Annotated in this window: 23 protein-coding genes; 4 read left to right on the forward strand and 19 right to left on the reverse strand. The window is 71.2% G+C overall.

Annotated features, from left to right (window positions below):
• Positions 1-24: 24 nt before the first annotated feature.
• Both AB0D85_RS25455 and AB0D85_RS25460 read right to left on the reverse strand, forming a co-directional pair.
• A complete protein-coding gene (locus tag AB0D85_RS25455; protein WP_362324327.1) occupies positions 25-885 on the reverse strand; it encodes an alpha/beta hydrolase in 861 nt (286 codons plus the stop codon).
• A 546-nt stretch (positions 886-1,431) separates the two neighbouring features.
• Positions 1,432-2,124 carry a metal-dependent transcriptional regulator gene (locus AB0D85_RS25460; protein WP_123976148.1) on the reverse strand — a complete coding sequence of 231 codons (693 nt, stop codon included), beginning with the start codon at positions 2,122-2,124 and terminating at the stop codon, positions 1,432-1,434.
• Positions 2,125-2,349: 225 nt separating this feature from the next.
• Here AB0D85_RS25460 and AB0D85_RS25465 point away from each other — a divergent pair, with 225 nt between their 5' ends.
• Positions 2,350-3,105, forward strand: a complete 756-nt coding sequence (locus AB0D85_RS25465; RefSeq protein ID WP_362324331.1) for an SIS domain-containing protein — start codon at positions 2,350-2,352, stop codon at positions 3,103-3,105.
• A gap of 120 nt (positions 3,106-3,225) precedes the next feature.
• Here AB0D85_RS25465 and AB0D85_RS25470 read toward each other — a convergent pair whose 3' ends face one another.
• From AB0D85_RS25470 to pdxH, 3 genes are all read right to left on the reverse strand, one after another.
• Complete coding sequence (locus AB0D85_RS25470; protein ID WP_362324334.1) at positions 3,226-4,641, reverse strand: PAS domain-containing protein; 1,416 nt, start codon at positions 4,639-4,641, stop codon at positions 3,226-3,228.
• Positions 4,642-4,770: 129 nt separating this feature from the next.
• Positions 4,771-5,163 carry a RidA family protein gene (locus AB0D85_RS25475; RefSeq protein ID WP_362324337.1) on the reverse strand — a complete coding sequence of 131 codons (393 nt, stop codon included), beginning with the start codon at positions 5,161-5,163 and terminating at the stop codon, positions 4,771-4,773.
• Between the two features lie 325 nt (positions 5,164-5,488).
• Positions 5,489-6,181: a pyridoxamine 5'-phosphate oxidase gene (gene pdxH, locus AB0D85_RS25480; protein ID WP_362324340.1), complete on the reverse strand. Its 693-nt coding sequence runs from the start codon at positions 6,179-6,181 to the stop codon at positions 5,489-5,491.
• Between the two features lie 135 nt (positions 6,182-6,316).
• On the opposite strand from pdxH, the gene AB0D85_RS25485 reads away from it, so the two are divergent.
• A complete protein-coding gene (locus AB0D85_RS25485) occupies positions 6,317-7,417 on the forward strand; it encodes a citrate synthase 2 (RefSeq protein WP_362324343.1) in 1,101 nt (366 codons plus the stop codon).
• Positions 7,418-7,471: 54 nt separating this feature from the next.
• Here the strand turns inward: AB0D85_RS25485 and AB0D85_RS25490 are convergent, their stop codons facing one another.
• The 8 genes from AB0D85_RS25490 to AB0D85_RS25525 are packed head-to-tail and all read right to left on the reverse strand — an operon-like array spanning position 7,472 to position 17,570.
• Complete coding sequence (locus AB0D85_RS25490; protein WP_362324346.1) at positions 7,472-8,083, reverse strand: TetR/AcrR family transcriptional regulator; 612 nt, start codon at positions 8,081-8,083, stop codon at positions 7,472-7,474.
• The gene (locus AB0D85_RS25495; RefSeq protein ID WP_362324349.1) at positions 8,071-8,805 is read right to left on the reverse strand and encodes an enoyl-CoA hydratase family protein; all 735 of its coding nucleotides are present in this window, start codon (positions 8,803-8,805) and stop codon (positions 8,071-8,073) included. The genes AB0D85_RS25490 and AB0D85_RS25495 overlap by 13 nt, the downstream gene beginning before the upstream one ends.
• Complete coding sequence (locus AB0D85_RS25500; RefSeq protein WP_362324352.1) at positions 8,802-10,397, reverse strand: 4-coumarate--CoA ligase family protein; 1,596 nt, start codon at positions 10,395-10,397, stop codon at positions 8,802-8,804. Before AB0D85_RS25500 ends, AB0D85_RS25495 begins: the two co-directional genes overlap by 4 nt.
• A gap of 26 nt (positions 10,398-10,423) precedes the next feature.
• A complete protein-coding gene (locus AB0D85_RS25505; protein WP_362324355.1) occupies positions 10,424-11,590 on the reverse strand; it encodes an acyl-CoA dehydrogenase in 1,167 nt (388 codons plus the stop codon).
• 55 nt (positions 11,591-11,645) lie between these two features.
• On the reverse strand, positions 11,646-13,490 hold the full coding sequence (locus AB0D85_RS25510; protein WP_362324358.1) for a biotin carboxylase N-terminal domain-containing protein: 1,845 nt from the start codon (positions 13,488-13,490) through the stop codon (positions 11,646-11,648).
• Between the two features lie 5 nt (positions 13,491-13,495).
• On the reverse strand, positions 13,496-15,094 hold the full coding sequence (locus AB0D85_RS25515; RefSeq protein WP_362324361.1) for a carboxyl transferase domain-containing protein: 1,599 nt from the start codon (positions 15,092-15,094) through the stop codon (positions 13,496-13,498).
• The gene (locus AB0D85_RS25520) at positions 15,091-16,779 is read right to left on the reverse strand and encodes an acyclic terpene utilization AtuA family protein (protein ID WP_362324364.1); all 1,689 of its coding nucleotides are present in this window, start codon (positions 16,777-16,779) and stop codon (positions 15,091-15,093) included. Before AB0D85_RS25520 ends, AB0D85_RS25515 begins: the two co-directional genes overlap by 4 nt.
• Positions 16,776-17,570, reverse strand: a complete 795-nt coding sequence (locus tag AB0D85_RS25525; RefSeq protein ID WP_362324367.1) for a TIGR03084 family metal-binding protein — start codon at positions 17,568-17,570, stop codon at positions 16,776-16,778. The genes AB0D85_RS25520 and AB0D85_RS25525 overlap by 4 nt, the downstream gene beginning before the upstream one ends.
• 219 nt (positions 17,571-17,789) lie before the next feature.
• Between AB0D85_RS25525 and AB0D85_RS25530 the strand changes: the two genes are divergently transcribed.
• Both AB0D85_RS25530 and AB0D85_RS25535 read left to right on the forward strand, forming a co-directional pair.
• Entirely contained in the window at positions 17,790-18,854 is a 1,065-nt protein-coding gene (locus tag AB0D85_RS25530) for a permease (protein ID WP_362324370.1), read from the forward strand.
• Positions 18,851-19,624, forward strand: a complete 774-nt coding sequence (locus tag AB0D85_RS25535; RefSeq protein ID WP_362324373.1) for a TIGR03943 family protein — start codon at positions 18,851-18,853, stop codon at positions 19,622-19,624. Before AB0D85_RS25530 ends, AB0D85_RS25535 begins: the two co-directional genes overlap by 4 nt.
• Here AB0D85_RS25535 and AB0D85_RS25540 read toward each other — a convergent pair.
• The 6 genes from AB0D85_RS25540 to AB0D85_RS25565 all read right to left on the reverse strand — a co-directional run bounded on the left by AB0D85_RS25540 (position 19,594) and on the right by AB0D85_RS25565 (position 26,062).
• On the reverse strand, positions 19,594-20,616 hold the full coding sequence (locus AB0D85_RS25540) for an EamA family transporter (protein ID WP_362324376.1): 1,023 nt from the start codon (positions 20,614-20,616) through the stop codon (positions 19,594-19,596). The genes AB0D85_RS25535 and AB0D85_RS25540 overlap by 31 nt on opposite strands.
• A 193-nt stretch (positions 20,617-20,809) precedes the next feature.
• A complete protein-coding gene (locus AB0D85_RS25545; protein ID WP_362324379.1) occupies positions 20,810-21,046 on the reverse strand; it encodes a hypothetical protein in 237 nt (78 codons plus the stop codon).
• A 493-nt stretch (positions 21,047-21,539) separates the two neighbouring features.
• On the reverse strand, positions 21,540-21,962 hold the full coding sequence (locus AB0D85_RS25550; RefSeq protein ID WP_362324382.1) for a hypothetical protein: 423 nt from the start codon (positions 21,960-21,962) through the stop codon (positions 21,540-21,542).
• Between the two features lie 226 nt (positions 21,963-22,188).
• Positions 22,189-24,396 carry an ABC transporter ATP-binding protein gene (locus AB0D85_RS25555; protein ID WP_362324385.1) on the reverse strand — a complete coding sequence of 736 codons (2,208 nt, stop codon included), beginning with the start codon at positions 24,394-24,396 and terminating at the stop codon, positions 22,189-22,191.
• Between the two features lie 92 nt (positions 24,397-24,488).
• A complete protein-coding gene (locus tag AB0D85_RS25560) occupies positions 24,489-24,620 on the reverse strand; it encodes a hypothetical protein (protein WP_362324388.1) in 132 nt (43 codons plus the stop codon).
• A gap of 296 nt (positions 24,621-24,916) precedes the next feature.
• Positions 24,917-26,062: a peptidoglycan bridge formation glycyltransferase FemA/FemB family protein gene (locus tag AB0D85_RS25565; RefSeq protein ID WP_362324392.1), complete on the reverse strand. Its 1,146-nt coding sequence runs from the start codon at positions 26,060-26,062 to the stop codon at positions 24,917-24,919.
• Positions 26,063-26,119 lie beyond the last annotated feature (57 nt).

The raw sequence follows: 26,119 nt of genomic DNA on the forward strand, positions 1-26,119 counted from the left end.
TCCCCCTGCCCAAGAGGCGCTACGTCACTCCCCCACCCGATCAAGAAACGGCTCCACCGCCGCCCGCCACGCCTCCGGTCGGTCATACGGCAACAAGTGACCCGCGTCCGCCACCTCGGCATACTCCCCTCGGGGCAGCACCCGAACCATCTCCTGCGCCTCCGCCCGCCCCAGCTCCCCGTCCACCCCGCGCACGACCAGCGCGGGACACAGCACCTGGGCCAGTTCCTCCCAGTGCGCGTCGTACACCCAGGTCTCCCGGGACTTCAGCATCCGGTCGGGGTCGAACACGGGCCGCCAGCCGTCGGCGGACTCGTGCATCACCTCGGCGTAGAACTCCCCGCGCACGGGGTTCGGCCGCTCCACCCAGGGATCGTCCTCGCCGAACCATTTGCGTACGTCGGCGAGCGTGGCGAAGGGGACGGGCCAGGACTTGAACCAGTCGGCCCACTCGCGCTGCGACGCCGCGCCGAGCGCGGACGCCCGCATGTCGCAGATGATCACACCCCGGACCAGTTCGGGGCGCTTCGCGGCGAGCTGCCAGGCGGTCAGCGCGCCCATGGCGTGGCCGATGAGCACGGCGGGCGCGAGGCCCAGCTGCTCCACGGCGGCCGCAGCGTCCTCGACATACGCCTCCCGGGTGTACGCGGCCTGCGGGGGCTTGTCGCTCTGACCGTGGCCGCGCTGGTCGAGGGCGACGGCGCGGTGCCGGTCGGAGAGCCAGCGGGCGGTGGACGCCCAGTGCGAGGCGCGGCCCATCAGGCCGTGCAGTAACAGCACGCCGGGGGACGAGTGGTCCGGATCGTCGTTCTTGGGCGGGTCCGCGAACTCCCAGGCGGCGAGGTGTACGCCGCCGGCTCCTGTCACGTCGATGCGCCGTGCCATGGGCCTGGCACCCCCCTAGCTCCGCGTGCCTAGTGTCGCCTCGTATCGCTTCGTGGTGCGTCGGTACCGCTGCAGACTATCGAATACCTATTCGAAAATCGGGTCCCTGCGGGCAACACCCCTCGTTCGAGTGACCCTCACCCAGGCATGATCGGCGCCGCCGGGGGGATTTGTTCTGCGGGGGGCGGACCGCTCGGGGAAAACGGTCCGAGGGGATGACCCTGAGAGCTCGGGGCTCCGGGTCAGCACTGGGGAGGACAGGCCCCGGCACCGCAAGGTGCCGGGGCCAACCCCATGTCCATGCCCACATCTTCCACGTCTTCGGCACATCCTCCCCGCCCCCCTCAGGTCATATGCCTCCCGCGACAGCCTCGCACGCGAAACGTTCGACCGCTGCGATTCCGCGCACTGAATCTTGGATTCGACGCGTTCGACAAACCCGGGAGGGACGTCGAGGGAAAGCCGGAAAGACACGTCAACTTCCCCACGAGCAACGGAAGTTGAACGAAGCTCCGGATTCAGCGCCCGGCGCTCGACGCCCGGCGCTCAGCGCTTGGCGACGAACACATGGGAGGCGACGTCCGCCTCCAGCTCGGCCGCCTCGCCGCCGCTGCCCACCAGCACCCCGCCGGCCGACTCGGTCACGCTGACCACCGAACCGGGCTGCACACCCGCCCGCCGCAGCGTGTACATCAGCTGCGCGTCGGTCTGGATGGGCTCGCCGATCCGTCGTACGACCACGGTCTTGCCGTCCGCGCCCGGGTCCAGGTCGGCCAGCGACACCATGCCCTCGTCGAGGAACGGGTCCGCGCCGTCCTTCTCCCCCAGCTCCTCCAGACCCGGGATCGGGTTGCCGTACGGCGACTCGGTCGGGTGCCGCAGCAGCTCAAGCACCCGCCGCTCCACCGCCTCGCTCATCACGTGCTCCCAGCGACACGCCTCGGCGTGCACCTGCTCCCACTCCAGGCCGATCACGTCGACCAGCAGGCACTCGGCGAGCCGGTGCTTGCGCATCACGCGCGTCGCCAGCCTGCGGCCCTCGTCGGTCAGCTCCAGATGGCGGTCGCTGGCGACGGACACCAGTCCGTCGCGCTCCATCCGCGCCACCGTCTGGCTCACCGTCGGCCCGCTCTGGTCGAGCCGCTCCGCGATGCGGGCGCGCATGGGGACCACGCCTTCCTCTTCGAGCTCGAGGATGGTGCGGAGATACATCTCCGTGGTGTCGATCAGTCCGGACATACGTGCCCCTCGATTACCTCTGCCGGAAGCCCGGCCGCGTGCGCTGGCCCTGCAACCAATTCTGCCGGATCCCACCGACAACCGGGCGACACCGGAAAGAACGGGGGCCGGGCAACTCGGCCGGCCGCTGCCGCCCCGGCCGTATTGACACCGAGATGGTCCAGACCGGAGGGTGATCCGCGACACGGCACCGCCACACACGCTGACGCTGCGAAGGGGCACCGCATGAGCGACGGCACGCCCGCCGACCTGTTCTTCGACGCCGCCATCGGCCTCCTGCAACGGGTCCGCGACGAGGAGGCCGAGGCCATCGCCACCGCCGGCACCCTCCTCGCCGACACCGTCACGGCCGGCGGCCGGCTGTTCGCCTTCGGCGCCGGGCACTCCTCCCTCGCCGCCCAGGACGTCGTCTACCGCGCCGGCGGCCTCGCCCTCATGAACCTGCTCGCCGTCCCCGGTCTCGTCGGCGTCGACGTGATGCCCGCCACCCTGGGCTCCCGCCTCGAACGCGTCGACGGACTCGCCACCGCCGTCCTCGACACCTCGCCCCTGCGCACCGGCGACGCCCTCGTGATCATCTCGCTCTCCGGCCGCAACGCCATGCCCGTCGAGATGGCCATCGGTGCCCGCGACCGCGGCGCCAAGGTCATCGGCGTGACCTCCGTGGCGTACGCCACGCAGACCAGCTCCCGGCACTCCTCCGGCACCTACCTCAAGGACCACTGCGACGTCGTCCTCGACTCGAAGATCGCCGTCGGGGACGCCGAACTCACCCTCGACACCATCCCGGCGCCCTTCGCACCCGCCTCCACGGTCGTCACCAGCGCCCTGCTCCAGGCGGTCCTCGCCACCACCGCGGCCACCCTCGCCGACCGCGGCACCGAACCCCCGCTGCTGCGCTCCGGCAACGTCGACGGCGGCCACGAGTGGAACGCCCGCGTGTTCGAGGAGTACCGCGACCGGATCTTCTACCAGCACTGAGCGGGCGGGGCGCCCCGAAGGGGCGCGGGGCTGTATTCATGTGCGGCTACCGCCGCGTGGGCGCGACCAGCCCCCACGGCGCCGCAGACGATCAACTGCGCGGCACTTCCAGCGAAGCGCTCAGCGCTCCCTCAGCAGCCCTGTCAGGTCCAGCGCCGCGGCGATCCGTACGGCCACATCCTCCGCGTACGTCGCGTCCGCGCGCTCGAAACGGTTGCGGCCCGGCCCGCGCAGGAACGTCACCACGCCCAGCGTCCGCCCCCGGCTGCGCAGCACCGCGCACAACGCGTGCACCGCGTCACCGGGCCACTGCCGGTCCAGCGCCCACGCCCGCGCACGGTCCGGCGGCACCGACCCGGCATCCGCCCGCACACTCCCGGCCCGCACCACGCACTGCAGCGCCGGATGCCCCTCCTCGTAGCGCACCGGCAGCCCCGCCGCGCCCGTCAGCAGACTCGGCCCCGGCGTCCCGGCGGGCGTGGCCGCGATCCGCACCAGCCGGACCGGCCCCACGTCCCCGTCGGCCCGGGAACCGCCCACCACCCGGTCGATCACCGCGTGATCGGCGAACCCGGCCAGCGCGAAGTCCAGATGGACGGTGGCCGCCTCCGCCGGGTCCTCGCACTCCGCGGCCGCGCGGGCCGCGCGATGCAGCTGGTTGGCGCGGAAGCGCAGCATGGCCGCCTCCTGCTCGCCCTGCTTGGCCTGCGTGACGTCCTGGAACAGCCAGCCGACCCCGAGCGGCACCGGCTCCTCCGCGAGCGGCGACGCCAGCCGCACGAACCCCGAACGCCAGCACTGGCGCTGCTCGCCCTCCGCCGTCCGTACGCTCACCCACATCTCGGCCGGCGCGGGCGGCGCGCCCTCGGCCAGCACGTGCGTGAGCGCGCCCTCCAGGTCCTCCACGCCCTGCGCGAGCAGCTCGCCCAGCGGCCGCCCCAGCGCCGACGTACGCCCGATACCGAGCGCCCGGGCCGCGTGCGCGTTCACGACGGCGGGCCGTAGATCCGCGTCGACGAGTACGACGCCCCAGGCCGCGTCCTCGAACAGGGCCTCGCTCAGCGCGATCGACCGCTCCAGGTCGATCTGCGCGTGCACCTCGCTGAACGCGCAGTACACACCCGCGGGCTTGCCGTCCGGACCGCGCACGGCCGCCGACTGCGTCCGTACGAGCACCCGCCCGCCGTCCTTGGTGAGCAGCGCGAACTCATGCACCTGACGCCCGGGCGCGTGCATGGCGGCCATCAGCCGCCCCTCGACCTCGTCGGCGTCCGCCTCGCGCACCGCCCACCCGGCGAACCCGTGCCGCCCCACCGCCTCGGCCGCGCTCCACCCCAGGATGCGCTCGGCCTCACGGTTCCAATGGGTCACGAACCCGTCCGCGTCGAAGGCACACAGCGCCGCGTCCATGCCGTCGAGCAGCGCGGCGAGCAGGTCGGAGCCACCCGAGTCCTCCGGACCTTCACGCTCCGGTTCCGGCTCGGGCTCGTCGGGCCCCAGCTCGTCCGTGGTCCCACTACGCCGGGAAGCACTCACCTGGACCCCCATCAGGCTGCGTCCGCACGCACGGCGCGTCGGTTCACTCACTCACCTTCATTCAACTGGAACGTGACGCAGCCCACACCGTGTTCCCGCAAGATTGAAGGAATCGTTGCAAGCCGCCGTTCACCGCCCCGCCGTCCGCCGTGCGTACACCTCGATCTCGATCTTCATCCGGGGGTCCGAGAGCCCGCACACCATCATCGTCGCGGCCGGCCGCACGTCCCCGAACACCCGCCGCAGCACCGGCCAGCACGGCTCGAAGTCCTCCCGCGCGGGCAGCAGGTACCGCACCCGGACCACGTCCTTGAACCCACACCCGGCCTCGGCCAGCGCCGACCCGATGTTCCGCAGACACTGCTCGGCCTGCTCGACCACGTCCTCGGAGATGGTCATGGCCGCATAGTCGAACCCGGTCGTCCCCGACACATGAACCCAGTCCCCGTCCACCACCGCCCGCGCATACCCGATCTCTTCCTCGAACACGGACCCACTGAGAATCACCCGCCGCTCTGCCATGCCCGGAACGCTAGGGGGCTCCGCCGCGACACGTCACCTTCAAAAAAATCCCTTGAGCGGTCTCCGTCCGCTTCGTAGGGTGTGGAGCACACGAGAAGGGAGGTGGTTCGGCAGATGTATGACAACCGGACGCGTGAGGTGGCTGCGGGCTAGCGGCCCGACACCACACCAGTGCGGTGCCGGACCAGCACGTGACAGATGCGTACAGCCGGCCCAATCCCAAGCAGTCACCCGACCCGCGAGCTCGCCGGTACGTCCGGCCGGCTTCTTCGTCGTAAGGCGGAGGGACCCGAGCTCGCGGGTCGTCTGTGTGTGCGGGCCCCGCTCAGGGGCTGAGGCGTTCCACGTGCCAGGTGCCGTCGGGGTCGGCGACGTAGCGGAGGCGGTCGTGGAGGCGGTCCTGGCGGCCCTGCCAGAACTCGACCGTCTGGGGGGCGATGCGGAAGCCGCCCCAGTGCGGGGGGACCGGGACCTGTTCGCCCTCGGGGTAGCGGGCGCTCAGTTCGGCGTAGGCGGCGTCGAGTTCCGCGCGGGTGTAGATGACCGAGGACTGGGCGCTGGCCCAGGCGCCGAGCTGGGAGCCGTGCGGGCGGGTGCGGAAGTAGGCGGCGGTCTCGTCGCGGCCGGTGCGGCGGGCGGTGCCGGTGACGACGACCTGGCGGGCGATCGCGTGCCAGGGGAACAGCAGCGAGACGTACGGGTTCGCGGCGAGGTCCTGGGCCTTGCGGGAGTCGTAGTTGGTGTAGAAGACGAAGCCCTGGGCGTCGTACTGCTTCATCAGGACCGTGCGTGAGCTGGGGCGGCCCTCGGCGTCGGCGGTGGAGACGACCATCGCGTTGGGTTCGTAGATCATGCCGTCGCGGGCCGCCCGCGCGGCCTGTTCGAACCAGCGGGTGAACTGGTCCATGGGGTGTGCGGCCAGGTCGTTCTCGTCGAGGCCCTCGGCCCGGTAGTGCTTGCGCATCGCGGCGGGGTCGAGGATGAGGTCGTCGGAGGCGGCGGCGTCGCGGTCGGTCACGCGGTCATCTTGCCGTATCGCCCTGTGCCGCACCGGGGAGTGACGGAGTGGCACTGAGTGCCGTTGGGCTCCCCAACTCTGGCACTCGGGGTTATGGTGCACTTGCCTCCGCCGTACACCTCATGAGGAGCCGCCATGTCCGACTTCGTACCCGGGCTCGAAGGAGTCGTCGCGTTCGAGACGGAGATCGCCGAACCGGACAAGGAGGGGGGCGCCCTGCGGTACCGGGGCGTCGACATCGAGGATCTGGTCGGGCATGTCTCGTTCGGGAACGTCTGGGGGCTGCTCGTCGACGGGGCCTTCAATCCCGGGCTGCCGCCGGCCGAGCCGTTCCCGATCCCCGTCCATTCGGGTGACATCCGGGTGGATGTCCAGTCCGCTCTCGCCATGCTCGCACCCGTGTGGGGGCTCAAGCCCCTCCTCGACATCGACGCGGCGCAGGCCAGGGACGACCTGGCGCGGGCCGCGGTCATGGCACTGTCGTACGTCGCCCAGTCCGCCCGTGGGCAGGGGCTGGCGATGGTGCCGCAGCGGGAGATCGACAAGGCGCACTCGGTCGTCGAGCGGTTCATGATCCGGTGGCGGGGGGAGCCGGACCCGAAGCATGTCGCCGCCGTGGACGCGTACTGGACTTCGGCCGCCGAGCACGGCATGAACGCGTCGACCTTCACGGCGCGTGTGATCGCTTCCACCGGCGCGGACGTCGCCGCCGCGCTGTCCGGTGCGGTGGGGGCCATGTCGGGGCCGCTGCACGGCGGTGCGCCTTCCCGGGTGCTCGGGATGATCGAGGAGATCGAGCGGACCGGGGACGCGGTCGGGTACGTCAGGAAGGCGCTGGACCGGGGTGAGCGGCTGATGGGGTTCGGGCACCGGGTGTACCGGGCCGAGGATCCTCGGGCGCGGGTGCTGCGGCGGACGGCGCGGGAGCTGGGTGCGCCGCGGTTCGAGATCGCGGAGGCGTTGGAGAAGGCGGCACTGGAGGAGCTCCACAACCGTCGGCCGGACCGGGTGCTCGCCACGAACGTGGAGTTCTGGGCCGCGATCATGCTGGACTTCGCGGAGGTGCCGGCGCACATGTTCACGTCGATGTTCACGTGTGCGCGGACGGCGGGGTGGTCGGCGCACATTCTTGAGCAGAAGCGGACGGGGCGGTTGGTGCGGCCGTCGGCGGAGTATGTGGGGCCGGGGGTGCGGAAGCCTCAGGACATCGAGGGGTATGTGGATATCGCCCACTGAGTTGCCTGATAACGCCCCGCGCCCCTGAGAATCAGGCGCTTCGCGCCCTGATTCTCATAGAACCTCGTCCAGCAGCGCCGCCCACTGCTCCACCACCCGCCGCCGCCTCGCCCTGTCGTCCGTCAGGAGGTTCGCCAGGCCCAGGCCTCTCGCCATGTCCAGGAGTCCCTGGACGGTCTCTCGGGCGCCGGGGCGGGTCTCGTCGGCGCCCAGGAGGTCCACGGCGATGCGGTGGGTCTCGCGGCCGACCCGGGCCTCCAGTTCGGTGACCCGGGGGCGGAGCTGGGCCTCGTTGGAGGCGGCGACCCAGAGGTGGAGGGCGGCGCGGAAGAGGGGGCCGGTGTAGAGGTCGACCAGGGCCGAGACGACGGCTCTGCGGTCGCCCGCGGCTCCCTGGGGGAACAGGGCGCGGAGGGCCGTGGAGCGTTCCTCGGCGACGTACTCGACGGCCGCCGTGAAGAGGTCCTCGCGGGTCGGGAAGTGGTGCTGGGCGGCGCCCCGGGAGACGCCGGCGCGTTCGGCTACGACGGCGACCGTGGAGCCCGCCCAGCCGTGCTCGGCGAGGCAGGCCACGGCGGCCTCCAGGAGCCGTTGCCGGGTGGCCCGGCTGCGGTCCTGTTTCGGCGCGCGTTCCGCCGTACCCGCACTCGTGTTCACACCACCCACGCCGCATCCCGTCGTTCGAGGAAGGCCGTCATCCCCTCGCGCGCGTGGTCGGAGGCGAACAGCCGGGCCGAGAGCGCGGTCAGGTGGGCCGCGTCCCGGTCGAATGTTTCCAGCACCCTAGCTGTGAGCAGCTGTTTCGTCTCGGCCAGGGCCTGGGGGGAGGAGCGGCGGATGCCGTCGAGGATGGGTGTGAGGGCGGCGTCCACGTCGTCGGAGGCCGTGGTCAGCAGGCCCAGGCGGACGGCTTCCGCGGGATCGAAGCGTTCGCCGGTGAGGTAGTGGCGGGCGAGGGCCCTGGGGTCGGTGCGGGGGAGGAGGGGGAGGGAGATCACCGCGGGGGCGACGCCGATGCGCACCTCCGTGAAGGCGAAGGTGGACCCGGTCGACGCGGCGGCGATGTCGCAGGCGGCGAGCAGGCCCAGGCCGCCCGCGCGGACATGGCCGGTGACGCGGGCGACGACCGGTTTCGGCAGCTCGACGATCTGGCGCAGGAGGTGGACGAGGGCGTCGGGGTCGGGCGGGTCGCGCAGGTCGGCGCCGGCGCTGAAGGTCGTACCGGTGTGGGTGAGGACGACCGCGCGGACGTCGGGGTCCTTGGCGCAGTCGGTGAGGGCCTCGGCCAGTTCGGTGACGAGGGCGGCGGACAGGGCGTTGCGGGTGTCGGAGGCGTCGAGGCTGAGGGAGGCGACGGCACGCGCGCGCGTGTGTCCGATCAACGTCATGGGCCCTCCTCGGGTTCCCCGGTCTTCGCGAGTTCGCGCAGTTCGCGGCGGAGTATCTTTCCGGAGGCCGCGCGGGGCACGCCGGTGATGAAGGTGACCTTGCGGACGCGCTTGTAGGGCGCGACGCGTTCGGCGACGTAGAGCATGGTCTCGTTCTCGGTGAGGCCGTCGGCGGTGGGCCGGCGGACGACGAAGGCGTGCGGGATCTCGTTGCCGTCCTCGTTGTAGGCGCCGATGACGGCGGCGTCGGCGATGTCCGGGTGGGTGAGCAGGAGTGCCTCCAGTTCGGCGGGGGCCACCTGGAAGCCCTTGTACTTGATGAGCTCCTTGACGCGGTCGACGACGTAGAGCCAGCCGTCGGCGTCGACATGGCCGACGTCGCCGGTGTGCAGCCAGCCGTCGGGGTCGATCATCGCGGCGGTGGCGTCGGGTTTGCCGAGGTAGCCCTTCATGACCTGGGGGCCGCGGATGGCGATCTCGCCGGGTTCGCCGACGCCGACGTCCTTGTGCGGGTCGTCGAGCGACACGATCCGCATCTCGGTGCCGGCGATGAGCTTGCCGACGGTGCCGGGCGGTGCCTGGCGCAGGGCGTCGAGGGGGACGATGTGCGTGCCGGGGGAGAGTTCCGTCATGCCGTAGCCCTGCGCGACGGGCGGCAGGCCCAGGCGCTGTCCGCCGGCGATGGCGAGCTGGGCGTCCAGGGGTGCGGCGGCGCTCATGACGTACTTCAGCGAGGACAGGTCGTACTGCTCGACCAGCGGGTGCTTGGCGAGGGCGAGGACGATCGGCGGGGCGACCCACAGGCCGGTGATGCGGTGGTTCTGGATCGCGGAGAGGAAGCTCTGCAGCTCGAAGCGGGGCAGCACGACGACGGTGGCGCCGTTGCGCAGGGGCACGTTCATGAGCGCGGTGAGGCCGTAGATGTGGAAGAACGGCAGGACGGCGAGGATGCGGTCGCCGGGGCCCGAGGGGACGGAGACGTCCAGCTGGGCGAGGTTGGTGGCGATCTGCCGGTGGGTGAGCATCACGCCCTTGGGGATGCCGGTGGTGCCGGAGGAGTACGGCAGCGCGGCGACGTCCTCGGCCGGGTCGATGTCGACCTGTGGCTCCGGGGCGGTGGAGCCCAGCATGTCGAGCAGGCTTCGGTGCCCGGGCGCGCTGTCGCAGACGAATATCTCCTCCACGCCGCCCGCGAGTTCGGCCGCCCGGCGGGCCGCCTCCAGGAGCGGCGAGACGGTGACGATCCAGCGGGCGGCGGAGTCCCTGAGCTGTTTGGCGAACTCCTCGGGCGTGGCGAGCGGGTGCACGGTGGTGACGGAGGCCCCCGCGCGCGTGGCCGCGTAGAACGCCGTCGGGAAGGCGACCGTGTTCGGGCTGTGCAGGGCGAGGACGTCGCCCTTGCGGACGCCGGCGTCGGCGAGGGCGGCCGCGATCCGCCGGTGGAACCGGTCCAGTTGTGCGTACGTGAGGGTGGTGCCGTCGGTGCCGTCGATCAGGGCGGGCGTGTCACCGAACTCGGCGGCCCGGCCGAGCACCGCCTCGTGGATGGGGAGTTCTACGGGCGGAACGTCTGCGTACTCACTGCGGAACACGGTTCCTCCAAGGCGGGCGCGGCGGCCTAGTACGACTTGGGCAGGCCCAGGGTCTGGTGGGAGACGTAGTTGAGAATCATCTCCCTGCTCACCGGAGCAATACGAGCCACGCGCGCGGCTGTTATCAAAGACGCGAGCCCGAATTCACGGGTGAGACCGTTGCCGCCGAGGGTGTGCACGGCCTGGTCGACCGCCCTGACGCACGCCTCGCCCGCCGCGTACTTCGCCATGTTGGCGGCCTCACCTGCGCCGATGTCGTCCCCGGCGTCGTACAGGTATGCCGCTTTCTGCATCATCAGGCGGGCGAGTTCGAGGTCGATGTGCGCCTGGGCGAGCGGGTGCGCGATGGCCTGGTGGGCGCCGATGGGCGTTTTCCAGACAGTACGGTCGCGCGCGTACTCGATGGCCCTGGAGAGCGCGTAGCGGCCCATGCCGATCGCGAACGCGGCCGTCATGATCCGCTCCGGGTTGAGACCGGCGAACAGTTGCAGCAGGCCCGCGTCCTCGTCGCCGACGAGCGCGTCCGCGGGCAGCCGTACGTCGTCCAGGGTCAGCTCGAACTGCTTCTCGGCCGCGGTGAGTTCCATGTCGATCGGGTGCTTGTGGAAGCCCTCGGCGTCCGTCGGGACGATGAACAGGCAGGGCTTGAGGCTGCCGGTGCGGGCGTCCTCGGTGCGGCCGACGATCAGGACCGCGTCGGCCATGTCGACGCCGGAGATGAAGACCTTGCGGCCGGTGAGCAGCCAGTCGCCGGTGTCCGGGTCGCGGCGGGCGGTGGTGGTGATGCGGTGGGAGTTGGAGCCGGCGTCGGGTTCGGTGATGCCGAAGGCCATGAGGAGCGAGCCGTCGGAGAGTCCGGGAAGCCAGGCCCGCTTCTGTTCCTCGGTGCCGAAGCGGGAGATCACGGTGCCGCAGATGGCCGGCGAGACCACGAGCATGAGCAGGGGTGAGCCTGCCGCGCCGAGTTCTTCGAGGACGATGGAGAGCTCGGTGATGCCGCTGCCTCCGCCGCCGTACCCTTCCGGGAGATTGACGCCGAGGTAACCGAGTTTGCCCGCCTCTTGCCAGAGTTCGGTGGGGTGCCGACCCTCGGCGATGACTCGGGTGATGTAGTCGCGGCCGTATTTGGCGCCGAGGGTGGCTACCGCTGCGCGGAGTGCCTTGTGTTCGTCGGATTCGATTTGGGGGGGCATGGTGGCTCCTTCGGGTGCGGGATCGTCGTGGCTGGTCGCGCAGTTCCCCGCGCCCCTAAAAGGGCGCTTGTACTACCGCCAATAGGGAGCCGGGGTCTACCTGTTGTCCGACCACGACCCGCAACTCGCTCAGCGTTCCCGTCACCGGCGCCGTGATCTGGTGCTGCATCTTCATCGCCTCCAGCCAGAGGAGGGGCTGGCCGGCCTCCACCGCCGAACCGGCCTCCAGGCCGTCCGCCACGCGTACGACCGTTCCCGGCATCGGGGCCAGCAAGGAACCCGGTGCCAGTTGGGCCTTCGGGTCGGGGAAGCGGGGCAGGGCGGTGAGGGCCGTGTTGTTGACGTGGACCTGGTCGCCGTACCTGGACACCTCGAACTTCCGGCGTACGCCGTCGATGTCCAGTACGACCAGACGCGCGCCCGCGTGCACGACCCGTACGCCGTCTGCCGTGAGGCCCTCGCGGGTGTGCCGGTAGTGGACCTCGTGCTCCTCGTCGGCCATGAGGTAGCGCTTGGTCCCCGGCTGCGAGGGGACATTGCGCCAGCCGCCGAAGCGGGAGCGGCCGTGGGCATCGGCCAGGGCGGCCGCGAGCGGGGCGTACGGGTCGGGGGCGGGCGCCGTGAGGGTGGTGAGGTGGCGCTCGTAGAAGCCGGTGTCCATGCGGGCCGTCGTGAACTCCTCGTGGCGCAGGGAGCGGACGAGGAGGTCGCGGTTGGTGGTGGGGCCGTGCAGGGTGGCGTTCTCGAGCGCGTGCGCCAGTTTGCGCAGCGCCTCGGCGCGTGTGGGGGCGTGTGCGACGGCTTTCGCGAGCATCGCGTCGTAGTGGACGCCGATGTCGTCGCCGTCGGTGTAGCCGGTGTCCAGGCGGACGCTGTCGGGTACGGCGAGCCGGTGCAGGGTGCCGGTCTGCGGGGCCCAGTCGCGGGCGGGGTCCTCGGCGTAGAGGCGGGCCTCGACGGCGTGGCCACGCGCGCGTGGTGCGTCGGGCGGGAGGGGGTGGCCCTCGGCGACGCGGAGCTGTTCGGCGACCAGGTCGATGCCGAACACCGCCTCGGTGACGGGGTGTTCGACCTGGAGGCGGGTGTTCATCTCCAGGAAGTGCGCCCTGCCGTCGGCGACGAGGAACTCTACGGTGCCCGCGCCGACGTAGGAGACGGCGCGGGCGGCGCGCACGGCCTGCGCGTGCAGTTCCTTCTCCAGTCCCTCGGGGAGCCCGGGGGCCGGTGCTTCCTCGATCACCTTCTGGTGTCTGCGCTGGAGCGAGCAGTCGCGCGTGCCCAGTGGCCGCACCGTGCCGTGCGTGTCGGCGAGGATCTGCACCTCCACATGGCGGCCGCGCTCGATGTAGGGCTCGACGAAGACCTCGCCGTCGCCGAAGGCGCTCGTGGCCTCGGCGCGGGCGCCCTCCAGTGCGGCGCTCAGCTCTTCGAGGCGGCGCACGATGCGCATTCCGCGCCCGCCGCCGCCCGCGGCCGCCTTCACCAGCACCGGCAGGTCGGACTCGGTGACGTCACCGAGCGGCGCGATCCCCATCAGTTCCTTGGCGCGCGTCTTGGACGCCATCGCCTCGATCGCCTCGGGGGGCGGCCCGATCCAGAGCAGGCCGGCGTCGAGGACCGCACGGGCGAAGTCCGCGTTCTCGGAGAGGAAGCCGTAGCCGGGGTGCACGGCGTCCGCGCCGGCGCTCACGGCGGCCTTCACCACCAGGTCGCCGCGCAGGTAGGTGTGGGCGGGTGTGGCGCCCGGCAGTCGTACCGCCGTGTCGGCCACGCGCGCGTGGAGCGCGTTCTCGTCGGCGTCCGAGTGCACGGCGACGGTCCGGATGCCGAGTTCGGCGCAGGTGCGGAAGATCCGGCAGGCGATCTCGCCGCGGTTGGCGACCAGCAGGGTGGAAATCATGAGCCTCACATCCGGAAGACGCCGAAGCCGCCCCGCGCGCCCTCGTAGGGGGCGGTGTGGAGGGCGGACAGGCACAGGCCGAGGACGGTGCGGGTGTCGCGCGGGTCGATGACGCCGTCGTCGTACAGCCGCCCGGACAGGAACATCGGCAGCGACTCGGACTCGATCTGCTGCTCGACCATGGCGCGCAGGGCGGCGTCGCCCTCCTCGTCGTACGGCAGCCCCTTCGCGGCGGCCGACTGGCGGGCGACGATCGAGAGGACGCCGGCGAGCTGCTGCGGGCCCATGACGGCCGACTTGGCGCTGGGCCAGGCGAACAGGAAACGGGGGTCGTAGGCGCGCCCGCACATGCCGTAGTGGCCGGCGCCGTAGGAGGCGCCCATGAGGACGGAGAGGTGCGGTACGCGGCTGTTGCTGACCGCGTTGATCATCATCGCGCCGTGCTTGATGATCCCGCCCTGTTCGTACTCCTTGCCGACCATGTAGCCGGTGGTGTTGTGGAGGAAGAGGAGCGGGATGTCGCGCTGGTTGGCGAGCTGGATGAACTGGGCGGCTTTCTGGGACTCCTCGGAGAAAAGGACGCCCTGGGCGTTCGCCAGGATGCCGACCGGGTAGCCGTGCAGGCTCGCCCAGCCGGTGGCGAGGCTGCTGCCGTACAGCGGTTTGAACTCGTCGAAGTCGGAGGCGTCGACGAGCCGGGCGACGACCTCGCGCGGGTCGAAGGGGATCTTGAGGTCGCCGGGGACGATGCCCAGCAGTTCGTCGGCGGGGTACTTGGGCGGTTCGGCCGGGCCCGGATCCGGGTGTGCCTTGCGGTGGTTGAGGCGGGCGACCACTCGCCGGGCCTGCCGCAGCGCGTCCGGTTCGTCGACGGCGAAGTAGTCGGCGAGACCCGACACGCGCGCGTGCATCTCCGCACCGCCCAGGGACTCGTCGTCGCTCTCCTCGCCGGTCGCCATCTTCACCAGGGGCGGTCCGCCGAGGAAGACCTTGGCGCGCTCCTTGACCATGATCACGTGGTCGGACATGCCGGGGATGTAGGCGCCGCCGGCCGTGGAGTTGCCGAAGACGACGGCGATGGTGGGGATTCCGGCGGCCGAGAGGCGGGTCAGGTCGCGGAAGATGGCCCCGCCGGGGATGAAGATCTCCTTCTGCGAGGGCAGGTCGGCGCCGCCGGACTCGACCAGGCTGATGCAGGGCAGCCGGTTGGCGAGGGCGATGTCGTTGGCGCGCAGGGCCTTCTTCAGCGACCAGGGGTTGCTGGCGCCGCCGCGCACGGTCGGGTCGTTGGCGGTGATCAGGCACTCGACGCCCTCGACGGTCCCGATCCCGGTGACGAGCGAGGCGCCGACGGCGTAGTCGCTGCCCCAGGCCGCGAGCGGCGACAGCTCCAGGAAGGGGGTGTCGGGGTCGAGGAGGAGTTCGATGCGCTCGCGGGCGAGGAGCTTGCCGCGCTTCCGGTGCCGTTCGACGTACTTCGCGCCGCCGCCCGCGAGGGCCTTGGCGTGCTCGGTCTCCAGGTCGGTGAGCTTGGCGAGCATGGCGTCGCGGTTCGCCCGGTAGTCGGGGGCGCGGGTGTCGAGCGTGGTCTCGATGACCGTCACAGCAGGGCCTCCGGGATGTCCAGGTGGCGGGAGCGGAGCCATTCGCCGAGGGCCTTGGCCTGGGGGTCGAAACGGTGCTGGGCTGCCACGCCCCGGCCGAGGATGCCCTCGACGGTGAAGTTGAGGGCGCGCAGGTTCGGGAGGAGGTGCCGGGTGACCGTCAGCTCGCGGCTCTCGGGGATGAGGTGGCGGAACGTGTCGACGGTGAGGGTGTGCGCCAGCCACCGCCAGGCCTCCTCCGACCGCACCCAGACGCCGACGTTGGCGTTGCCGCCCTTGTCGCCGCTGCGCGCCCCGGCGACGAGTCCGAGGGGCGCCCGTCGGGTGGGGCCCACGGGGAGCGGCTCGGGCAGGGGTGGTGCGGGCGGATCCTGGAGTACGAGGGTGTCCTGGGCCGGTGCCACAGGGATCCGTCGCCCGTCGTGGAGGACGGCCACATGGGGCACCTCCTCCTGAGGGACGTAGACATCCTCGAAGACCCCATAGGGCGAGCCCTTCCCAGGTGGTGCGAGCACATGGAAGCCGGGGTAGCCGGCGAGCGCCAGTTCCACGGCGGCTCCGCTCAGCGCCCGGCCCACGGCCTCCTGGTCACGGTCCCGTACGACGAGGCGGAGCAGCGCGCTGGCCGTCTCCTCGGTGTCCGCGTCGGGGCGGTCGGTGCGGACGAGTTCCCAGCGGATCTCCGACGGGGGCGCCTTGGTGAACGCCTCGCCCATCTGTTCCCGCACGAGCGCGGCCTTCGCCTCGATGTCGAGCCCGGTGAGCACGAAGACGACCTCGTTGCGGAAGCCGCCGAGCTTGTTGCGGCCGACCTTGAGGGTCGGGGGCGGTGCCTCGCCGCGTACCCCCTCGATCCGCACCCGGTCGGGGCCGTCCTGGCTCAGCCGGACGCTGTCCAGGCGGGCGGTGACATCGGGTCCGGCGTACCGGGCGCCGCCGGTCTCGTACAGGAGCTGGGCGGTCACCGTGCCGACGTCGACGAGACCGCCGGTGCCGGGATGCTTGGTGATGACGCAGCTGCCGTCCTCGTGGAGTTCGGCGAGCGGGAAGCCGGGGCGCCGCATGTCCCGGCCGGCGGCCTCCGCTTCGGCGAAGAAGGCGTAGTTGCCGCCGGTGGCCTGGGTCCCGCACTCCAGGACGTGGCCGGCGACCACGGCACCCGCGAGCCGGTCGTACTCCCCGGGCCGCCAGCCGAAGTGGGCGGCGGCCGGCCCGGTGACCAGGGCCGCGTCGGTGACCCGGCCGGTGACCACGATGTCGGCGCCGGCCCGCAGGCACTCGGCGATCCCGAACCCGCCGAGGTAGGCGTGGGCGGCGAGGCTGCCGGGGTGGGCCGCGGTGAGGTCGTCGCCCTCCACATGTGCGACGCGCACAGGGATGCCGAGCCGGTCGGCCAGCTTCCGTACGGCGTCGGCGAGTCCGGCGGGGTTGAGGCCGCCCGCGTTGGTGACGATCCGCACGCCCCGCTCGTGGGCCAGGCCCAGGCAGTCCTCCAGCTGGCGCAGGAAGGTGCGGGCGTATCCGGCGCCGGGGTCCTTGAGGCGGTCGCGGCCCAGGATGAGCATGGTCAGCTCGGCGAGGTAGTCGCCGGTGAGGACGTCGAGTTCGCCGCCGTCGAGCATCTCGCGCAGCGCGTCGAAGCGGTCGCCGTAGAAGCCGGAGGCGTTGCCTATGCGCAGGGTCACTCGGGGCCGCCCTTCGGGGTGCGGCCGGGGCCGGGCGGGCCCGCGAAGGCCTGGGCGATGTCCAGCCAGCGGTCGGCTTCGGGGCCCTCGGCGCGAAGGGCGAGGTCGGCGCGGTGGGCGCGCTGGGTGACCAGGAGGCAGAAGTCGAGGGCGGGGCCGGTGACACGGTCGTCGGCGTCCTCGGGACCGTAGGTCCACGGCTCGCCGGACGGGGCGGTCAGTTCGACGCGGAACTCCTCGAACGGCACGGGCAGTCCGTGCACGCCGAAGGCGAAGTCGCGGGTGCGGACGCCGAGCCGGACGATGTGCCGGAGCCGGTCGGTGGGGGTGCGGGTCACGCCCAGCGCGTCCGCGATGTCCAGGCCGTGCGCCCAGGTCTCCATCAGCCGGGCGGTGGCCATGGAGGCGACCGACATGGGCGGGCCGTACCAGGGGAAACGCGCCCGCTCGGGCGCCGCGCGCAGCGCCTCCGCCAGGGCGTCGCGCCCGGCCCGCCAGTCCGCGAGCAACTGTGCGGGGGGCTTGGCGGCGCCGTCCTCCGCCCCGTTGTCCACGAAGTCCCCGGGCGCGGTCAGCGCCTTCTCGACCTCGCGGGCGAAGGCGTCCCGGTCGGTCACGGCCAGCAGCGAGGAGTGGTCGGTCCAGGCGAGGTGGGCGATCTGGTGGGCGACGGTCCAGCGGGGCGCGGGGGTGGCGAGAGCCCACTGCTCGGTTCCCAACTCGGCTACGAGCCGGTCGAGTTCCGCGCTCTCCTCACGCAGGTCGTCGATGACGGGCGTCGGGTCGGACATGGGGAGGAGCATGGCAGCGGCGACAGAAACAATCAAGCGTGCTTGCATGAATTTGCCCCGCCGGCCCGCCCCGGGATCTGCCCTGCTTGGGGCTCCTTGGGGACATCTGGGGCGACCCTGGGGCAATCCTTGGGGCGGCCCGCCGTTCCACCGCTGTCCCCATGCCCTATGTTCGATGCGAACATCCGGCGATGGAGTGATGTGTGAGGCGTGCGGGGCGTGCGGAGGACTGACGAACTCGCCATGGGGCCGGAGGCGACGGTCGTCGTAGAGCCCCCGGCAGGCGGTTACGCGGTGGCCACGACGGTCGACGACGCACCCGCGCGTGGACTCCCCCGCCTCTGGCCGCTGCTCCTGGTGGCCGCCGCCGTGCTGCCCGGCACCGCCCTCTTCCTCCTCGGCCAGGGCGTGAGCAAGGCCGCGCTGCAGGCCTGGCAGACGGTGTGTCTGGCCGTGGCCGTGCAGGCGACACCGTTTCTGCTGCTCGGTACGGCGCTGTCGGGGGCGATCAACGCGTTCGTGCCGGAGCGGGTGTTCACCCGGCTGCTGCCGAAGCGGCCCGCGCTGGCCGTGCCGGTCGCCGGGATCGCCGGGGTGGTGCTGCCGGGGTGCGAGTGCGCGTCGGTGCCGGTGGCGAACAGCCTGATCGGGCGCGGGGTCGCGCCGGCCGCCGCGTTCGCGTTCCTGCTCTCCGCGCCCGCCATCAACCCGGTCGTCCTGACCGCCACCGCCATCGCCTTCCCGGGCAGCCCCCTGATGGTGCTGGCCCGGCTGCTCGCCTCGCTGGTCACCGCCGCCGTGATGGGCTGGCTGTGGCTCTGGCTGGGCCGGGAGGAGTGGCTGCGGCCCGCCGTACGGCACACCGGGCACCAGCCGGGGCACAGCCGCTGGACGGAGTTCCGGCGCGCCTTCCAGCACGACTTCCTGCAGGCGGGCGGTTTCCTGGTGGTCGGCGCGATGGCCGCGGCCACCTTCAACGTGGCCGTACCGCGCTCGGTGCTCGACACCTTCTCCGGTTCGCCGTGGCTGTCGGTGCTGTTCCTGGCCGCGCTGGCGATCATCCTGGCGGTGTGTTCGGAGGCGGACGCGTTCGTGGCGTCCTCGCTCACGGGGTTCTCCCCCACCGCCCGGCTGGCGTTCATGGTGGTCGGCCCCATGGTCGACCTCAAGCTGATCGCGTTGCAGGCGGGCACCTTCGGCCGGGCCTTCGCCGCGCGCTTCTCGGCCGCCACGACGGTCGTCGCGGTCCTGTGCAGTGTGGTGGTCGGAGGGGTGCTGCTGTGAGACGTCCGCTTCAGGTGACCCTGCTGGTCCTCAGCGGCCTGGGCCTGCTGCACGCCTCCCTCTTCACCGACCTGTGCCTGCGCTACGTCAAGCCCGGGATGCGTCCGCTGCTGATCGTGTCCGGGTTCGTGCTGCTGGTGCTGGGCATCGTGGAGGCGGCGGCGCGGGAGGGAAGGAAGGGACACGGGAAGCATGGGGGCCAACCACATGGCGCCGGACCACATGACAACGACGGGCAGCACCACGGTCACGACCACTCGGCCGTCCCCCGTGTCGCCTGGCTGCTGCTGTTCCCCGCGCTGAGCCTGCTCTTCTACGCCCCGCCGGCGCTCGGCGCGTACACCGCCGCCCGGCAGCCCGCCAAGGTGGTGGCGGAGCAGGACAGCTTCGATCCGCTGCCCGGGACCTCACCCCTGCCCATCACGCTCACGGACTTCACCACCCGCGTGCAACAGGACCGTTCGCTGGCCATCAAGGGGCGGACCGTGCAGATGAGCGGGCTGGTCACGCCCGTCGCGGGGGGCGGGAGCTGGGATCTGACCCGGATCATCATCTCGTGCTGCGCGGCCGACGCTCAGTCCGTGAAGGTGCGGATCTACGGCAGCAGCATCCCGCCCGCCAACACCTGGGTGTCGGTCACGGGGAACTGGCATCCCGGCGGGAGGCTGGGCACGAAGTCGGCGCCGGTCGCGCTGGACGCCGAGACCGTGAAGAAGATCCAGCGGCCGCTGAACGGCTATCAGGACGCGCTGCCGTTCCCCTCCGGCTGAGGGCCGGTCACCGGCTCCGGCCGGGAGCCGCCCGCCGGATCCGGCTGCGAGCCACTGGCCGCCCTGCGGCCGCGGCCCACCTGGGTGCGGACGGCGCCGATGCTCGCCGCGATCACGAGGGCGATGGCGGCCGCTTCGGTGGCCGTGAGGGCCTGGTCGAGGATGAGGAAGCCGGCGGTGGCGGCGATGGCCGGTTCCAGGCTCATGAGGACGGCGAAGGTGTGGGCGGGGAGGCGGCGCAGGGCGAGGAGTTCGAGGGTGTAGGGCAGGACGGAGGAGAGGACCGCGATCGCCGAGCCCAGGGCGAGGGTGGTCGGGTCCAGGAGCCTGGTGCCCGCCTCGGCGATGCCCAGCGGCAGGAACAGCAGGGCCGCGACCGCCATGGCCAGCGCCAGACCGTCGGCCTGCGGGAAACGGCGGCCGGTACGGGCGCTGAAGATGATGTAGGTAGCCCACATGGCGCCGGCGCCCAGGGCGAGGGCGACACCTATGGGGTCGAGATCACTGAAGCCTCCCCCGCCGAGCAGGAAGACACCGCCCAGCGCGAGTCCCGCCCAGAGGGTGTTGATCAGGCGCCGGGAGGCCAGCACGGACAGGGCGAGCGGTCCGAGCACTTCGAGGGTGACGGCGAGGCCCAGCGGGATGCGGTCGACGGCCTCGTAGAAGAGGCCGTTCATCGCGCCCATGGTGATGCCGAAGACGATCACCGTGCCCCAGTCGGTGCGGGAGTGGCCGCGCAGCCGCGGCCGGCAGACGACGAGCAGGATCACCGCGGCCGCGAGGAGCCGCAGGGTCACCACGCCGAGCGCGCCCGCCCTGGGCATCAGGGTGACGGCGAGGGCGCCACCGAACTGCACGGAGATCCCGCCGGCCAGCACCAGCCCGACGGGCCCGAGCGAGCCGAACCGGCCCGCGATGCCGGTGGCGGCGGGCACGGACACCGGGGCCGGTATGGACGTCGACGTCGGCTGTGAGGTGCTGGGGGTGGTCACGGGCGGTCCAGGGGATTCGTTGTTCATTACGATGCACTTCTCAGTCCAGGGTAATGGACTGAGACAGGCGTGCGAACCCCTTATGGGACTGTCCTGGATGGTGAGATGCGAGCCACATCAAGCGCCGGGGCCCCGGGACGCAGGGGTTGAGGGCCCGGCCCACATTCCGGTGATTCCGGGACGAGCGGCGACGTCAGGTGGTCACCTCCTCGCCGTTCGCGTTCCAGGCCCGGGTGAACCCTGGTGCGTCCGAGGAGGCGAACACGGTCGCCATGCCCGGCACGTACGCGACATGGCCACCGACCTGGTCATCGGGCGCGGGCGGGAAAAGGACGTCGAGGTGGTCTCCCAAGGACAGTTCGTACTCCATGCCCGAAGGCTCGAACTGCACGGTGAGCGGCCCCTCGTAGGCGCTGATTCGGATACGCATCGGCTACCGGTTCTCCAGGATGTACCGCATCAGGTCGGCGCGCGGTCCGGCGCTGGGGTTCTGCGGGGTCACGGTACGGACCTGGTCGTCGTAGTCGTACAGACGTCATCAGCGCGCAGTTCTCAGTCTTGTTCGCCCGCAGGACGTCCTTGCCCAGGCCTGCGACCGTGGTGCCTCGTGCCTTGGCTGTGGCGTCCACCGAGGTGTCGCCCACGCAGTCGGCGAGTGCGGTGTCCGGGAAGTCACAGGTCAGGAGGGAGTCACAGCCGTTGGTACCGGTGCAGAACCCGTCCGAGGACGCGGTGGAGGTGACGTCGTACGGCGCACCGACCACGTCCGGCCAGGAGCTGATGCGCGTGCTGACCTCAGGAAGCCAAGCCCGGCGCAGACGCCATCACACAACAGCCCGGTACGCCGAACACGGTCGCGGGCCAGGCTGCCGAAGCCGTGAGGTCTCGGCTTCGGCAACCTGACGCCGGAAATCAGGGGCGCATTATGCGTGGATGCCCTTGACGAGGACCGCTCTCCCATGTGTGTGCGGATCGGCCTCCTGGACCTCGAATCCCGCCGAGGCCAGAATTCCCGCGAGAGCCGCGGCCATGCACTGGACGACGGTTTCGTGATGCCGGAGCGCCGGAGGGATGCTTGAGAAGTCGCCCCTTTCGAGAATCTCCACAGCAGCGTCTCTCAGATCTTCACCCGTGCACCATTCGGCGAAGACGCCACCGCTGATGGACGGGTCGACGTGCACGCACGTGCCGGATGCCTCGTGTGACGAGTCGCCTTCGACATCGCCCCGATGGACGGGAAGCCCGCCCCGCTCCAGTTCCCGGCATACCTTGTCAGCCAGTACATTTCGTGCGGCGATGACGTCCGGTGATGCTTTCGGCGGTATGCCGAATCCGCTCTTGCCCACTCGTTTCTCACTCTCTCGTTCTGGCGGGCCCCGTCGGGGCGGGGCTGCCACCCAACAGTCCCCCGAGAACCGCGGTGATGACGACCAGCGGAACGAGAGAGCCGTTGACGCGGCGTCGCCGCGCGAGCCGGCCACCGGGTGAGGCACCCGCCGGCCGCTCGGCCGTGGGCGGGTGGTGGAAGGGTCTCAGGCGCGGAGGGCGGCCCGGATGCCGGGCCGGGGCCGCTCAGATGCCCGGCCAGGGTTCCTCGTCGCGGAACAGTGGGCGGCCGTCGGAGAGGGTGGTCGGGACGGTTGCGCCGTATCCGGCGTCCATATGGGCCGCCTCCATGGGTACCGCCTCCATGGGCATCGCCGATTCCATGGGTGCCTGGTACATGGGCTGGGGCCATAGCCCGGCGGCCGCGTACGCGTCGTAGTCGTAGTCGTACACGTTCCCGTACGGCTGCTGGTAGGCGTACCCGCCGCCGGCGCCCTGAGCCGCGGCCGCCGCGTACGGAGCCTGCGCCGCGGTCGCCGCGTACGGAGCCTGTGCCGCCGCTTCCGCCGGTGCTCCCTGTTCGACGAACAGCGGCAGGCGCAGTTCGCCGGTGTCCATGATCGCGTTGTTCTGGGAGCGGTGGAGCCGGGAGTAGGCGCCGCCGCGGGCGAGGAGTTCGTCGTGGCGGCCGGTCTCGACGATGCGGCCTCGGTCGACGACGAGGATGCGGTCGGCGTCGGGGGCGAGGTTGAGGTCGTGGGTGATCATGATGGTCGTACGGCCGGTCATCAGGCGGCGCAGCGGCTTGACGACCCGGCGGGCGGCCATCGCGTCCAGGCCGGTGGTCGGCTCGTCGAGGACGAGGACGGGGGCGTCGCGCAGGATCGCGCGGGCGATGGCGAGGCGCTGGAGCTGGCCGCCGGAGAGACGGGCCGAGTTGGGGTCGACCCTCGTGTCGTAGGCCTCGGGGAGCTTCATGATGAAGTCATGTGCGTCGGCGGCCTTCGCCGCGTCCTCGATGGCCTGGTCGCTGGCGCCGGGACGGCCGCAGGCGATGTTGGCGCGGACGGTGTCGTGCAGGACCAGGGTCTCCTGCGGGAGAAGGGTGATGTACTCGCGCAAGCGGTCGAGCGGGAAGTCGCGGATCGGGACGCCGTCGAGGAGGACCTCGCCGCTGTCCGGGTCGTAGAAGCGGAGCAGCATCTTGGAGACGGTGGACTTGCCCGCGCCGCTGGGGCCGGTGATGATCACGAGTTCGCCGGGGCTGACGCTGAAGGAGAGTCCCTCCAGCGCGGTCTTGTCCGCGCCGGGGTAGCGGAAGCCGACGTCGCGGAGCTCGACCGTGCCGTCGGGGCGGCCGGCGTCGGTGCCGGAGCCGCGCCGGGGGTCGGTGACCGACGGCTCCACGTCCAGGATCTCGATCAGCCGCTCCGCGCCCGCCGTCGCGGCGGTGATCGTGAGCCCGAGCTGGGCGAGGCCGCGCACCGGCGGGTAGAGGTAGCCGAGGAAGGCGGAGAAGGCGAGGAGCTGGCCGAGGGTCATGCGGCCGGTGGAGATCTCCCAGGCGCCGATGCCGATGACCGCGAGGACGCAGACGGTCTCGATGACCGCGACGAGCTGTCCGTAGGCCTCGTTGAGGCGGGTGGAGCGGACGGAGGCGCGGAACCAGGCGTTGGCCTCCTCGTTCAGACGGCGGCGCTCGGCGTCGCGGCGGCCGTACGCCTGCGTCAGCACGATGTTGCCGAGCGACTCCTCGACCACGGACGTGATCGCGCCGTCGGCGACCCGGCCGTCCCGTGACACGTCCTTGATGGAGCCGGAGAAACGGCGGGCGGCCAGCCAGAACAGCGGGGCGAGGACGAAGGTGGCGGCGGCCAGGTCCCAGCGCAGCCAGAACGCGGCGGCCGCGTAGAACAGGGCGCTGAACAGGGCCGACGCGGCGCCGATGAGCCCGGAGACGACCATGGTCTCGATGGCCTCGACGTCGCTGGTCAGACGGGAGAGCAGGTCGCCCTGGCGGTGGCGCTGGAAGAAGTGCGGGGGCAGCTGCTGGACATGGTCGAAGATGTGTTCGCGCAGCCGCATGACGAAGCGTTCGGTGACCCAGGCGGCAAGGGAGTTGCCGGCGTACGCGACGATCGCGCCGACGATCGCGATGCCCAGCCATTTGCCGGCCGGGCTCCAGAAGGCGCTGAGGGAGCCCTTCTGCAGGGCGTGGTCGGTGAGGTCGCTGAAGAGGAGGATGGCCTCGGTCTCGGCGAGCGCGGCGATCACCGTGCACACCCAGACGATCACCAGCCAGCCGCGCAGCCCCTTGGTCAGCGGCCAGAAGCGGCGGAAGGCGGTGCGGGACGGGATGGTGGGCGTGTACTCGTCGTCATCGTCGTCGTCCTCGTATTCCGAGTCGTCGACTTCGTACTCGTATTCTGCGCCCTCACTCTCCTTCACGCGCATTTCACATACCTCCACTCTCCGACACTGGAATCACGGAAATTCAGGAGCGAAAAAGGACCGACGGCGAACCGTCGGTCCTTTTTATGGCTGACTCAGTTGTCCTGGTCGCCGGGGATCGGCTTGGGGGCCGGCTTCGGAGCCTTCTTCTTGGGCTTCGGCAGCGGCGGCGGGGGGACCTGCTTCTTCGGCTTGGGGGGCAGCGGGGCCAGCTTCTTGAAGCTCATTCCGACTCCTTGAGAGTTTCGAAGTGCAATAGTGCAAGTGGTGCGAGAATTCTCTTGGGCTGTTGTACGGGGATTTCGGATCGTCATCCTCGGCAATCCCCGCCGCCCGACACCGATGAACTTACACGGCCCAGACCTCAAGGAACGGCAAAGTCGGCTTTCGAAAGGCAAACAGGCGCTGTGAATACCTGGGTAACAGCTGTATAACGACCCCGAACCTGAGAGTTCTCTTACGAACCTGAGAGTCTCCTTATGAGACTGAGGAAGCTGAACGCTCCGGCCGGCCCGAACGTGGGTCAGCGGCGGGCCATGTACACGTCGAACGCCTTGTGGAGCAGCTTGTTGAGCGGAAAGTCCCACTCGCCCAGGTACTCCACGGCCTCCCCGCCGGCGCCCACCTTGAAACGGAGCAGCCCCAGCAGGTGGTTGGACTCCTCCAGCGTGTCGGTGATGCCCCGGAAGTCGTAGACGGCGGCGCCGAGCTCGTGGGCGTCGCACATCATCCGCCACTGCATGGCGTTGTTCGGCTGGACCTCGCGCTTGTGGCCGGTGGAGGCGCCGTAGGAGTACCAGACGTGCGCACCGACGGTGATCATGGTCGCGGCGGCGAGGACATCGCCCTCGTGGTGGGCGAGGTAGAGGCGCATACGGTCGGGGTGCTCGGCGGTCAGCGCGGTCCACATGCGCTGGAAGTAGGAGAGGGGACGTGCGATGAAACGGTCGCGCTCGGCGGTCTCCGCGTACAGGGTGTAGAAGGCGGGCAGGTCCTCGTACCCGCCGCGGACCACCTTGACGCCCGCCTTCTCCGCCTTCTTCACATTGCGCCGCCACTGCTGGTTGAGCCCGCGCTGGACGTCGTCCAACGACCGCCCGGCGAACGGCACCTGGAACACGTACCGGGGCTGGCCCACCGCGAACCCCTCCTCGCCGCCCGCCTCCGCCTGCCGCCAGCCCGTCCGGCGCAGCCGTTCGGCGAGGTCGAGGGCGTGGGGTTCGTACGAGGTCGGTTCGGCGTCCCGCAGCCGCCGGGCCGCCGGATCGGCGATCGCCGCCTTGACCGCCTCCGCGCTCCACCGTCGTACGACGACGGGCGGCCCCATCTTCACGGAGAACGCCCCGCGCTCCTTCAGATACGCCAGCAGCGGATCGAGCCAGCGGTCCAGGTCGGGGTCGTGCCAGTCGATGACGGGCCCCTCGGGCAGATAGGCCAGATAGCGCTTCACCTTGGGCAACGGCCGCAACAGCACCAGCCCGGCCCCGACCATCCGCCCCTCCCCGTCGAACCACCCCAGACTCTCCGCCTCCCAGTCGGGCTTCACGTCTCCCCAGGACGGCAGCTGCATATGGCTGGCGGAGGAACGGGAGCCGACGAAGGCGAGGTGCTCGGCACGGGACACGGGCTGGAGGCGGAGGTGGAGGCGGTGGCGGAGGTCTGCGGTCATGCGCGGGGGCTCCTCGGGTTCTCGGACCGATGATGCGATCAAGAACAACAGACGCGC

It is taken from the genome of Streptomyces sp. NPDC048277 (assembly GCF_040652235.1).
Lineage (GTDB): Bacteria > Actinomycetota > Actinomycetes > Streptomycetales > Streptomycetaceae > Streptomyces.